The following is an 11,960-nucleotide window of genomic DNA, read 5'->3' on the forward strand; positions in this document are numbered from 1 at the left end:
TTCCGGTATCACTTGCCCTGCTCTGTTGCCTGCTGCTCCTTCAGGCGCTTGGCGGCCTGCACCCGGCCTTCGTTGATCTCCGCCATCGCCTCGGGAATCTCACTGGCCGTGAACTTGTCTCGGCCGGTGGGCAGGCCACCGAAAGCGTACGTTTCGTCGAACAGCGGCACGGTCGACTTCGGCCGGCGCGCCTCGACCTTCTCGATGACCGGCGCAAGCCGCTTGGCTTTGGCGGCGACCGCCTTTTCGTCACGTTCGATGAACTCGGGCAGCACCTCTTTGCCCATCAGCTCGATGGATTCCATGGTGCCCTCGTGGCTACGCGGGTTGAGCAGCAGGATGATCTCGTCGACCCCGCTGTCCTCGTAGCCGCGCAGGAATTCGCGAACGGTGGCCGGAGTCCCGATTGCACCGCGCCCGGGGCCGTACGCCAGCGTCGGGTCCTTCTCGACCTCTTCGAGGTACCGCTTCCACACCCCGGTCCGGCCCGGAGTGTGCATCCCGGTCAGGTAGTAGTGCATGATCCCGAACGAAAAGAACCCGCCACCCTGTCCGAGCCGTTCTAGCGCTTCCTCCTCGGTCTTGGCGACCATCATCGACAGGTCCCCCCCGATGGCGAGGATGTTCGGGTTGATTTGCGGCGTGATCGGGACGCCGTTCTCCTCGAACTCCTTGTAGTAGCCGTTGACCCGCTCGGTGAGCGGCCCGGGACCCGTGTAGGCGAAACTCAGTGCGCCGATGCATTTTTGGGCGGCCATCTGTACGCTGGCCGGCCGCGTGCAGGCGACCCAGACCGGCGGATGCGGCTTTTGCAGCGGCTTGGGGATGACGTTGCGGGGCGGCATCTGGATTTGATCGCCTTTGAACCCCGTGAACGGCTCCTCGATCATGCAGCGGATGGCCACCTCGAGCGATTCCTCCCACTGTGCCCGCTTGTCAGCGGGATCGACATCGAATCCGCCGAGTTCTCCGACGGAGGAACCTTCGCCGGTGCCGAACTCGACACGCCCGTTCGAGAGCAGGTCGATGGTGGCGACGCGTTCGGCGACCCGGGCTGGGTGATTGACCGCGGGCAGCAGGTGCATGATGCCGAAGCCCAGCCGGATGTTCTTGGTCCGCTGGCTGGCCGCCGCCAGGAAAATCTCCGGCGCCGTCGAGTGGCAGTATTCCTCGAGGAAGTGGTGCTCGGTCAGCCATACCGTGGAGAAGCCCGCCTTGTCAGCGGCCTCGACCTCGTCGAGGCACTCCTGCAGCAGGACGTGTTCATCATCGGGGGCCCAGGGTCGCGGTAGGGCGAATTCGTAGAACAGCGATATTTTCATCGTTACCTCCTATGAGAATTAAGGGTTCGGTTGGCTGCATGTGCGGCAATGTGATTCGCCGCGACAAACCCGAAGGTCATCGCGGGGCCGATGGTCGCCCCCGCGCCGGCGTAGCTGCGTCCCATCACCGGCGCGGAGGTGTTACCCACCGCGTACAGCCCCGGGATCACCGTGTCGTCTTCCCGTAGCACGCGCGCGTATTCGTCGGTGCGCAGGCCGCCCGACGTGCCGAGGTCGCCGAGGACGATCCGGAACGCGTAATACGGCGGATCGCCCAACGGATACAGGTTCGGGTTCGGCAGTGTCGGATCGCCGTAGTAGTTGTCGTAGACGCTGTCGCCGCGATTGAAGTCGTCATCGTGACCCTTGCGCGCGAGTTCGTTGAAGCGCCATGCTGTTTCGCAAAGATTGTCCGCCGGCACGCCGATCTTGGTCGCCATCTCCTCCCACGTCGTCGCCGCCTTGACCACGCCCGATTCGAGCCACGCCGAGGGGACCTTGCGGCCGGTGGGTACCGGCGCTCCCGGGATTTTGGGGAGCGGTAGGTGACCACCGATGACGTAGCGATTCCACGACCTGTGGTCGGTGATCAGCCAACAGGGGATATGGGTCACCCCGGATTTCTGGCCGTCGATCATGGCATGGCCGAAGTCCATGTAGGGCGCCGCCTCGTTGATGAAACGCTTGCCGTCGCCGTTGACGATGAACTGCGCCGGCATCATGCGTTCGTTGAGCATGAATTGCATGCGGCCATCCGGCCACTGGATGGCGGGAAACCACCACGCCTCGTCGAGCAGGTCGGTTGCCGCGCCGAGCTTTTGGGCCGCACGGATACCATCGCCCATGGCGGACGGGTTGCCGAAGCTCCAGTCCTGGTCCACAACGGGTAACAGTTCCTTGCGCCAGGCCAGATCGTGATCGAAGCCGCCGGATGCCAGGATGACCCCGAGGCGCGCACCGATCCGCTGCGTTTTGCCGTCCCGCACCACCGACACACCGGTCACCGAGCCGTCGGCGTCGGCGATCAGCTCGGTCATCGGCGAGTCCAGCCACAGCGGAATGCCGCGTTCCCTCATGGTCAATCGGAGGCGGGCGGCCAGTGATTGACCGATGGCCGCCATCCGCTCGCCGAACACCCGCGCGCGGATCATCCGCGATATCAGCTTGAGCAACACGCCCTTGCCTGCCCACGATTGCCGGATTCGGTAGAACGTGCGGAGTTCCTTGGGGCCCAGCCAGATTCCTCTCGGCGCCAGCGCCAGGGGCTGCAGCAGTCGCTGCTCGTCGGGGCCGAGCTTGCGCAGGTCGATGGGTGGCACGTTGATCGTGCTGCCGAGTTCGGATCCGCCGGGAAGCTCCGGATAGTAGTCGGCGTAGCCGGGTTTCCAGACGAACTCACACCATCCGGAGAGCCGTTCGAGGAATGCGAGCATTTGCGGCGCGGACTCGACGTACTGGCGTATCCGCGCCTCGCTGACCAGTCCGTCGGTGATCTGGAGCAGGTATTCGACGACGCGGTCGGGTTCCGGGGCGTAGCCCTCCCTGCGCTGTGCGGGCGCCCCGGGCACCCAGATGCCGCCGCCGGACAACGCGGTGGAACCGCCGAAGAAGGAGGACTTCTCCACGACCACGACGTCCAGCCCGGCAGCCTGGGCGGTCAGGGCGGCCGTCATCCCGCCGCCGCCCGATCCCACGACAAGTACGTCGACAACGTGGCCGAAGTCGTTTACCGCAGCGGTCATTTCGGCACTGCCGTTCTGATGGCGAAGCCGGCGATCAGCTCGGCGGCCGGCTTGTAGTAGCGCCCGGTGGTTTCGTAGGGCCCGACGCTCGCCAGCGCCGCGAATGCGGCCACCCACGTTCTGATTTCCTGGGCTGAGCTGCCGCCCTCGTGGGCCACGAACGAATTCGACCACTTGTCGAGTTCGTCCAGCCGACCGCCGTCGACGATCTCGAGAAACCGCTGATCCCAGGCCGGGTTTAGCGGCTGCAGGTCGCTCTCGCCGGCGGCGAAGCTCTTGGCCGCATCGATCACGGCTGCCTGCCGGGCCTGCCGCTGTTCGGGTGTCATCGGCCGGCCGTGGACGATGCGCTCCAGCACCGGCGGCGGTGCGGTCGCCAACGTGGGCACCGGCGGGCTGTGCGACAGCCCACCGGATCCCAGTACCAGGACCCGCTTGTCCAGTGTGGCCAAGTAACCGCCGACGGCCGCGCCGAGCGCCCGGCACCGATGTAAAGGTCCCAACGGCACGCCGATTGCGTTGATGAAGATCGGTATCACCGGGCGCGACGTGGCGTCGCCGAACAATTTCTCGAGAGGCTGAACAGTGCCGTGATCCACATCCATGCACGCGGAAACCGCGATGTCGACCCCCGCGTCGAGCACGGCTTTCGCGCACTCGGTCGCGAGTTTCTCCGGAACGTCGAGCGGACCGGCATGGGTGCCGTAATCCCCGACGCCGTTGGCGCTCGTGCCGATGCAGAAGGGCGGCATCATCTTGTAGAAGAACCCGTTGTAATGGTCCGGGGAGAAGATGACGACGAGCTCGGGGTCGTAGTCGGCGACGAATCGTCGCGCATCGGCGATCGCGCCTTCGATGTCGTCACGCAGGTCCTGCGACGGCCCCGGAAGATTCAGGAGCGGGCTGTGCGACATACAGCACAGAGTCAGTGCCACTTTGTAAATCACCCCCTCGCGGCGTGAGCGAGAGCGCATCCAGCAGTGCGGCGCTCAGGTCGGGAGCGCGCTGAGCGATGCAGGCACCGGCGATGCAGCGATCGGGGCGCAGGAACAACACCGATTCCTGATGGGTGTCGAACCAGGATTTGACGGCGCCGCCCCGGTCGCCCACGACCACGACGTCGGGATCGTCGTGTCCGGTCCAGTGCAGCTGAGTCACCGGCCGCAGCGCAACGAACCTCGCGCCCAGCGCTTTCCAATTCGCGAAGGCGACGTCACCGAGAATCCTGCGGGGATTGTTGTTCCAACACAGCACGGCGAACCAGTCACCGAGCACGTCGTCCAACAGCACATTCTGCCGGTCGCGGGTGTCGACCCGAGGCTGAATGAACAGCGTGCCCACCGGCGAGTCCGCCCCGCCGTAAGTGGGGCTGTGTACAACGGCACCGTGCTCGTAACGCGGCATCGGCTTGAATCGCATCTCCAGGACATATCGCTTGAGCGACGGCACAATTGACGCCGAACGCACGAGGAGGTCGCGCGCGCCGGCCACCCGGCGGTTGGTGGGCGAGATCACTCGGCCCACCATGGTGGAAAGGTCGATCATCGCCCGCGCGTGCTTGCGGCGCTCCACGTCATAGGTGTCCAGGAGCTTCTCGTCGGCGCGGCCGCTCACCACGGCGGCGAGCTTCCAACCCAGATTGGCCGCGTCCCGGATTCCGCTGTTGTAGCCCTGGCCCTGCCATACCGGCATGAGATGGGCGGCGTCCCCGGCCAACAACAGCCGGCCCTTGCGGAACGCGCCGGCGATCCGCGAGTGGTGGGTGTAGACCCGCCGCCGGATCACGTCGACGCGGTCCGGGTGCGGCACCATCCGGGCCAGCATCTGCGTCAGGAACGCCGGATCTTCGGCCTGCTCGTCGGTCTCGTCTACGTGAATCATGAACTCGAACCGTCGAATTCCGTGCGCGATCGAGATCGAGGCGTACGGGCGTTCCGGGTCGGCGCCGACCTCGCTGTTGGGGTGGCCGAGCGGGTCGTTGGCGACGTCGACGACCAGCCAGCGCGTCGATGACGTCGTCCCGTCGAAGGACACGCCCATCATGCGGCGAGTCATGCTGCGGCCGCCGTCGCAGCCGACGACGTAACGCGCTCGTAGGCTGGATGTTTCGTCGTCGTGCCCACCCGCCAATTCGACGGTCACCCCGTCGGCGTCTTCCTGACACGCCGCCATCGGACGTCCCCACCACACCTCGACGTGCTTGAATCGGTCCAGACCGGCCAGCAATTCGGCGTCGACGAGCGGTTGCACGAAGCCGTTGCGCTTCGGCCACCCGAAACGCGCGTCGGGCGGGGCCATTTCGGCCAGCACGCGCCGCTTGGCGTCGACGAAACGCAGAATCTGGTTGGGCACCGTATGCGGTACGACCCGGTCGGCCAGCCCGATCGACTGGAACGTCCGCAACGCCTCGTCGTCGAGCCCGACCCCGCGCGGGTAGTCGATCAGTGTGTCGCGTTCTTCGACCACCACCGTGTGGATGCCCTGCAGGCCAAGGATATTGGCCAGCGTCAGACCGACCGGACCGGCCCCGACCACGAGAACGTCGGCCTCGATTCCTGCCGGCTCGCGCCCCGCCTCGGCCATCACCGCCCCAGCAGGAAGTCGAGATGCAGGCGATTGAACGTCTTGGCGTCCTCGTACTGGGGCCAGTGACCGCAGCCGGGCATCACCTCGAAGCGCGCACCCGGGATCATCGACGCGATGCGGCGGCCCTCCGTCACGTCCGCGGTGGGGTCGTCGCTGGTCCACAGCACCAGCGTCGGCGCCGTGATCGCACCGTACTCGTCCGGGCTGATGATGTTGCGCGCCCGGATCTCGGGGTCCTGCAAAGCCATGATGTCGCGCATCGCGTCGACGAATCCCGGTTGGCGATAGACACGTTGGCGGCTGGCCACCAAGTCGTCGTAGTCCTTGGACTTGTCGGCCATCAACCACTTGATCCGCGCTTGCACCGTTTCCCAGGTCGGGTCCTCGGCGGCCGCCATCGACAGGGTGACGATCCGCTTCATCACGACCGGGTCGGCCTGCGAGCCGCCCGCGGTGTTGAGGACGAGCCGGTCGACCACGTCGGGATGGTCGATGGCGGCGCGGGCGGCCACCCATCCGCCCAGCGATTCACCGCTGATGCTCGCGCGATCGACGCCGATGGTGCGCAGGACGGCCATCAGGTGCTCGACGTAGTGGCGGACTTCCAGCGGGTGGCCCGGCTTGCCGGTGTAGCCGTGGCCCAGCATGTCGATCGACCAGGTCCAGAAGTGCTCGGCGTGCGCCGCCAGGTTCCGGACGTATGCCTCGGCGTGGCCACCGGATCCATGCAGGAGCGCCAGCACCGGCTTGCCCGGGTCGCCGGCGCGGAGATAGCGGGTCCGCACTCCCCCGGCGTCCAGGTAGCCCTGCTCAAATGCGACGCCCTGGAGATCGCTCCAGATGCTCTCGAACTCCGCCACGGTTCCTCTCTGGCCTTCAGATCGTGGAAATCGTATTCTCGTTCTTGGCGTACTTGGTGTGCTAATATCGCACACTGGCGTGCGTTATTAATAGAGCTTCGCTCTCGCAAGGAGGTCTGTCAAGGCTGTGGCAGGTTCGGCGACAGGTTCACAGACGCTGGCCCGGGGTCTGACCGCGCTGCAGATGGTGGCGGATTCCCCCAGCGGGCTTACCGTTCAACAGCTGGCCGACCAGGTCGGGGTGCATCGGACCATCGCCTATCGACTGCTTTCCACGCTCGCCGAATTTCGACTGGTGGGCAAGGGCGAGGACGGGCGCTACCGGCCGGCGTCCGGGCTCGCCGCGCTGGGCGCGTCCTTCGACCGCAATGTGCGCCAAGTCAGCCTGCCGACACTGCGCGCACTGGCCGACGAGCTCGGCACCACGGTGTCATTGCTCATCGCCGAGGGTGACCAGCAGGTAGCGATCGCGGTCATCGTGCCTAGCCATGTCGCCTACCAACTGTCCTTTCACGAAGGAAGTCGATACCCGCTCGAACGGGGTGCCGCCGGAATCGCCCTGCTCGCAAGCATGCCCCCGCGCCCGGGCGAACGAGACTTGGTCACCCGCGCACGCGAACGCGGCTGGGTGACCACCTACGGGGAGATCGAACCGAACACCTACGGCCTCGCGGTGGCGGTGCGCCGCCACCCGCCGTCCCCACCGACTTGCATCAACCTGATCTCCCACCGGGAGGACGTGGTGATGCGCGGAAAAGACGCGGTCGTCAAAGCCGCAAAGCAGTTGTCCGAGCTGCTGAGCTGAAGGGATGACAGTCCATGTCCTGGGACAATGAAGTCGATGTCGTCGTGCTCGGCAGCGGTGGGGCCGGGCTCACCGCCGCACTCGCTGCGGCCGCCTCCGGTGCCTCGGTGGAGGTCTTCGAGAAGGCGCCGACCGTCGGTGGGACGACCGCGGTGTCGGGTGGTGTCGTGTGGATCCCGGCCCATACGCGTTCTCCCGACGGGGAATTGACGCCTGCTGACGCGTTGCAATACCTGCGCGCACAGTCCCTGGGCTCGATGGACGACGAGTTGGTCGAAACCTTCGTGCACACCGGCCCGGCGATGCTCGACTTCGTCGAGGCACACAGCGGTTTGCGCTTCGAGATCGCCACTGGCTTCCCCGACTACCGCCCCGAATTGCCGGGAGGACGACCCACCGGCGGCCGCTCGCTGAGCGCCGCGCCATTCGATCTGGCCCAGTTGGGCGAATGGGCCACACGGATCACGTCGTTCCCCGCCGACTGGTCCAACGTCGGTTTCGATGCCGAGACGAGGGCCCGGCTACACGCGGCGATCGACGAACGAACCAGCCACCTGTGCGTTGCCGGCACCGCGCTGATCGCGGGACTTCTCAAGGGACTCTTGGATGCCGGCGTGACACCGCACGTCAACGCGCGCGCCGAACAACTCATCGGCGAGGGCGGAGAAATCACCGGGGTGCGGATCAGGCTTCAGGGACGCAGCGTCAGCGTTCGCGCCCGGCACGGCGTCATCCTGGGCACCGGCGGCTTCGAATGGGATCCCGCTCTGACGCAGGCGTTTCTGCGTGGCCCGATGCACGGCGCGGTCTCTCCGCCCATCAACACCGGGGACGGCCTGCGCATGGCGATGGCGCACGGTGCGGATCTGGCCAACATGGGCGAAGCCTGGTGGGTCCCGATCGTCCAAATTCCCGGCGACACCATCGAGGGCAAGCCACGCAGCCGCAGCGTACGGCTGGAACGAACCCGGCCCAGGAGCATCATCGTCAATGCGGCGGGGCGTCGCTTCGTCAACGAGGCGTCCGACTACAACTCCATGGCCGGCGCCTTCCACTACCTCGATCCCCGCGGTGGGTACGTCAACGACCGCGGTTGGATGGTTTTCGATTCAATTCACTTGCAGCGCTATGGATTCCTGGGAATCGAGCCAGGGCAGCCCGTTCCGGACTGGTTCTGCGAGTCGGCGGACCTCGCCGAGTTGGCCGGCAAGACCGGCATCGACGCGGATGGGCTGATCCAGACCGTCGAGGACTGGAACCGCCACGTGGCCGCCGGCGCCGATCCCGACTTCGGACGCGGCTCCAGCGCCTACGACGGCTACTGGGGCGACAACAGTGCGACCACCCTCGCGGGAAAGACCCTCGGCCCCATCGACACCGCCCCCTTCTACGCGGTGCCGCTACGCATCGGCGCAATGGGCACCAAGGGCGGCCCGCGCACCGACCGCGATGGGCGGGTGCTGCACGTGGGCGGTGAGCCGATACCGGGCCTTTTCGCCGCCGGCAACGCGATGGGTGGGGTCACCGGACGCGCCTACGGTGGCGCTGGCGGAACACTGGGCCCCGCAATGGTTTTCGGTTATCGAGCCGGCCACGCGGCCGCCACCGGAAAGTCCGTCGACCTGAAATAACAGCTACCTGGCGATTGGCAGCTCGACGCAGATGTGGGTGCCGACGGGCACGTCGAGGAAGGTGAACCTTCCCCCGGCGGCTTCCACGCGGGCCCGGTGCGACGCCAACCCGATGTGTCCTTCCCCCAGCCGGCGCGCGACAGTCTGGTCATTGAATCCCACGCCGTCGTCGGCCACATGCAATACGCACGTGTCGTCGGTGATCCCGAGCATCACCGACGCGCTGCGGGCCCGCGAATGTTGCACGACGTTGGACATCAATTCGCGCACCACACCAAACACGACGGGGTCGACGGCGCTGCGAATGGGGTAATCGATGTCGGTCTGAATCTCGATTCCCGACCGTTGGGCGGTGAAGGTGGCCAGCTGCTGGACCGCGGCCGCCAACCCGACCTGCTCGAGGACGGCCGGGTGCAACTCAAACGTCGCCTGCCGCAGTCGCTCCGAGGCCGTCTGCAGACCGCTGAGCGCTCGCGCGATGCGGTCATCACCAGGTAGGGCCGTGTCCAATTCGACGAGCTCCTGGCGGACCGCCAAGATGTCTTGCAGCGGCCCGTCGTGTATGGACTCCGAGATCCGGCGCTGCTCGATGTCGGACGCCGTCATCGTCTGAGCGAGCAATTCTTCGCGCAGGGTGCTGAGTCCGGCGACCGAGCGGGTATGCCGCTCCTCGATGCGGACGGCCACAAACGCCGTGACACACAAGAATCCGTAGAGGAGGAACCGAAACGTGGCCTCGGTGACGCCGATCGAACCGACCATCTCCGGGTCCTCGAGCACCGCGACCGCGAAACCCAGCATCGAGAAAATCAACACCACCGCCGCCCGCCGGGACGAGATGTCGAGCCCGATCAGGATCGGCAGTGCCGTCATGATGAGCAACGGATGGAGTCCGTTGGTCGACAACACTTGGAAGACCGTCAGCACGACGACATCGACGACGGTGAACACGAACGGCTCCAGCCGGCCGACCTGGACCAGCCGGCCCCGTCCGAGCCATAGTCGGCTCCGCGGGAAGGCAAGTGCCAGAGCACACACCGCGACGACCGCGTACGCGGCAATGAGCACAGTTTGCTGAACCCACTCGGACCGGCGCGTGCCGCTGAGCATCGCAGCGATCATCAGGCCCACCACACCGAGCCGAAGGACTGACGCGATTCGATAGGAGCGCAGCTGGTGAAGCCTGCGCACCCGGCCCAGTTCCGCGTCACTGGCGACCGCCACGCGAACACAGTACTCATCCACGCGGGCCGCCTCACCGCAAATCACGCCTAGATGCATCAGAGTTTTCTCCGATTGTCTTCGCCGCTTTGCGGGCTACACTCATCGCCATGGCCCGCCCGGCGACGCCCGAAAAGGTGCGGGTGGTTGTTGGCGACGATCACCCGCTCTTTCGTGAGGGCGTGGTGCGTGCGCTTTCGTCGAGCGGTTCGGTGAACGTCGTCGGCGAGGCAGAGGACGGCTCGGCGGCACTTGAATTGATCAAGGAGCATCTGCCCGACGTCGCCCTGCTCGATTACCGGATGCCCGGGATGGATGGCGGGCAGGTGGCGGCGGCGGTGCGCAATCAGGAGTTGCCGACCCGCGTGCTGCTCATTTCCGCGCACGACGAGCCCGCCATCGTCTACCAGGCGCTGCAGCAGGGCGCCGCCGGGTTCGTGCTGAAGGACTCGACACGCAGCGAGATCGTCAAGGCCGTGCTCGACTGCGCGCTGGGCCGGGACGTGGTGGCGCCCGCGCTTGTCGGCGGCCTCACCGCAGAGATCCGGCACCGGGCGGAACCGACGGGTCCCGTCCTCAGCGCGCGTGAACGCGAGGTGCTCAACCGGATTGCGCGCGGCCAGAGCATCCCCGTGATCGCGGCTGAGCTGTACGTGGCTCCGTCCACGGTCAAGACCCACGTCCAGCGCCTGTACGAGAAGCTCGGCGTCAGCGATCGCGCGGCCGCCGTTGCCGAGGCGATGCGGCAAGGTCTGCTCAGCTAGCGGGCGACCAGTGGTCCGGTTCGCTCACCGCCGGACGCTCGTCGCGCAGTTGAGTGTTCGCAAACGCCGCTGCCTCGGCCACCAGGTGGCGAGCCCGTCGCTCCACCTCGTAGAGGTGGCCGGCGCTGACGCCCGCACGGGTCAGCTGGCGTCGGGCGTAAACCAACGGATCGACCCCGGCTGGGTGGTTGGTCCGGTAGGTGACCGCCTCGACCATCGTGGGCCCGCTGCCCGCACCGGCTCGTCGCACCGCATTCGCGACCGAATCATACACCGCCACAACGTTCTTGCCGTCGACCGACGTCACGGGCAATCCGTGGCGCTCGCGCGGACCCCGGCGCACACCGGACCCGTCGCGGATGTTTTCGACGACGAACACCACAGGAAGGCGCCACGACAGCGCGATCGTCGCCGCCGACTTGAACTCGGGGGAGTTCACGGCGTCGTCACCGATGACGCACAGCGTGACCTTGCCCCCACCGGCCACCTGCTGCGCATAGGCGTCGCCGAGCGCGAACAGGATCGATTGCCGCAGTGGGTTGGAAGTGGCGAAGATCTGCTTCCATTCGGTCGCGAACGGGCCTTCCTGCACACGGCCGGCCGCAGCTCGGCTGGGGGCGATCATCTCGGCGATGGCCGGGCCCAACGGTAGGGCGCTACCGACCCGCTCAGCGTGCTCGAAATGGCGGATCGCGGTGTTCATGATGTCGCCCGGTCGCAACGCCGCGATGGTGCCGACGGCGACGGCCTCTTGGCCGAATGCGGCCACCATGGGTCCGTTGAGCAGACCGTCGATGCGGGATTCCTCCAATGCCATGTCCAGCAGGCGCAGAACCCACATCCGCCGGTACAGCTCCAGCTGTTCACCGAGGTGTGCGGCCGACCGTTCGGGTGTGCGAGCCATGTGCCGGGTCTCCTAACTCATCGCGGATCGTGCCGTCGGGCACAAGATCAACGTAGGGAGATCGGCGCGGCCGGGCCTCCGCCGATCGGTCCGCAATCGGGATGAATCCCCGTTCCCCCGATCGG

The 11,960-nt window shown here is 66.5% G+C and carries 10 protein-coding genes; 3 read left to right on the forward strand and 7 right to left on the reverse strand.

Features of this window, described 5'->3' with window-relative positions; genetic code table 11:
- Positions 1-8: 8 nt before the first annotated feature.
- From G6N37_RS16005 to G6N37_RS16025, 5 genes are read right to left on the reverse strand one after another with little or no spacing between them, the layout of a single operon-like run.
- Positions 9-1,322 (reverse strand): LLM class flavin-dependent oxidoreductase, encoded by a 1,314-nt coding sequence (locus tag G6N37_RS16005; protein ID WP_163681798.1) that lies wholly within the window; start codon positions 1,320-1,322, stop codon positions 9-11.
- A 2-nt stretch (positions 1,323-1,324) separates the two neighbouring features.
- Positions 1,325-3,064, reverse strand: coding sequence for an FAD-binding protein (locus G6N37_RS16010; protein WP_163681800.1), 1,740 nt, complete (start codon positions 3,062-3,064; stop codon positions 1,325-1,327).
- Positions 3,061-3,978 (reverse strand): 3-carboxyethylcatechol 2,3-dioxygenase, encoded by a 918-nt coding sequence (locus tag G6N37_RS16015; RefSeq protein ID WP_232075038.1) that lies wholly within the window; start codon positions 3,976-3,978, stop codon positions 3,061-3,063. The genes G6N37_RS16010 and G6N37_RS16015 overlap by 4 nt, the downstream gene beginning before the upstream one ends.
- Entirely contained in the window at positions 3,926-5,647 is a 1,722-nt protein-coding gene (locus G6N37_RS16020; RefSeq protein ID WP_163681804.1) for a bifunctional 3-(3-hydroxy-phenyl)propionate/3-hydroxycinnamic acid hydroxylase, read from the reverse strand. The genes G6N37_RS16015 and G6N37_RS16020 overlap by 53 nt, the downstream gene beginning before the upstream one ends.
- Positions 5,647-6,510 carry an alpha/beta fold hydrolase gene (locus tag G6N37_RS16025; RefSeq protein WP_163681806.1) on the reverse strand — a complete coding sequence of 288 codons (864 nt, stop codon included), beginning with the start codon at positions 6,508-6,510 and terminating at the stop codon, positions 5,647-5,649. The genes G6N37_RS16020 and G6N37_RS16025 overlap by 1 nt, the downstream gene beginning before the upstream one ends.
- 127 nt (positions 6,511-6,637) lie before the next feature.
- On the opposite strand from G6N37_RS16025, the gene G6N37_RS16030 reads away from it, so the two are divergent.
- Together G6N37_RS16030 and G6N37_RS16035 are read left to right on the forward strand one after the other, a co-directional pair.
- On the forward strand, positions 6,638-7,315 hold the full coding sequence (locus tag G6N37_RS16030; protein ID WP_163681808.1) for an IclR family transcriptional regulator: 678 nt from the start codon (positions 6,638-6,640) through the stop codon (positions 7,313-7,315).
- Between the two features lie 14 nt (positions 7,316-7,329).
- On the forward strand, positions 7,330-8,946 hold the full coding sequence (locus tag G6N37_RS16035; RefSeq protein ID WP_163681811.1) for an FAD-dependent oxidoreductase: 1,617 nt from the start codon (positions 7,330-7,332) through the stop codon (positions 8,944-8,946).
- Between the two features lie 3 nt (positions 8,947-8,949).
- On the opposite strand, the gene G6N37_RS16040 is transcribed toward G6N37_RS16035, so the two are convergent.
- Positions 8,950-10,170 carry a sensor histidine kinase gene (locus tag G6N37_RS16040; protein ID WP_163681813.1) on the reverse strand — a complete coding sequence of 407 codons (1,221 nt, stop codon included), beginning with the start codon at positions 10,168-10,170 and terminating at the stop codon, positions 8,950-8,952.
- 107 nt (positions 10,171-10,277) lie between these two features.
- Here G6N37_RS16040 and G6N37_RS16045 point away from each other — a divergent pair, with 107 nt between their 5' ends.
- The gene (locus G6N37_RS16045; protein WP_163681815.1) at positions 10,278-10,931 is read left to right on the forward strand and encodes a response regulator; all 654 of its coding nucleotides are present in this window, start codon (positions 10,278-10,280) and stop codon (positions 10,929-10,931) included.
- On the opposite strand, the gene G6N37_RS16050 is transcribed toward G6N37_RS16045, so the two are convergent.
- On the reverse strand, positions 10,924-11,835 hold the full coding sequence (locus G6N37_RS16050; RefSeq protein ID WP_174813841.1) for a thiamine pyrophosphate-dependent enzyme: 912 nt from the start codon (positions 11,833-11,835) through the stop codon (positions 10,924-10,926). The two genes, G6N37_RS16045 and G6N37_RS16050, sit on opposite strands and share 8 nt — an antisense overlap.
- Positions 11,836-11,960: the final 125 nt, after the last annotated feature.

Origin of the sequence: Mycobacterium seoulense (assembly GCF_010731595.1) — a bacterium.
Taxonomy (GTDB): domain Bacteria; phylum Actinomycetota; class Actinomycetes; order Mycobacteriales; family Mycobacteriaceae; genus Mycobacterium; species Mycobacterium seoulense.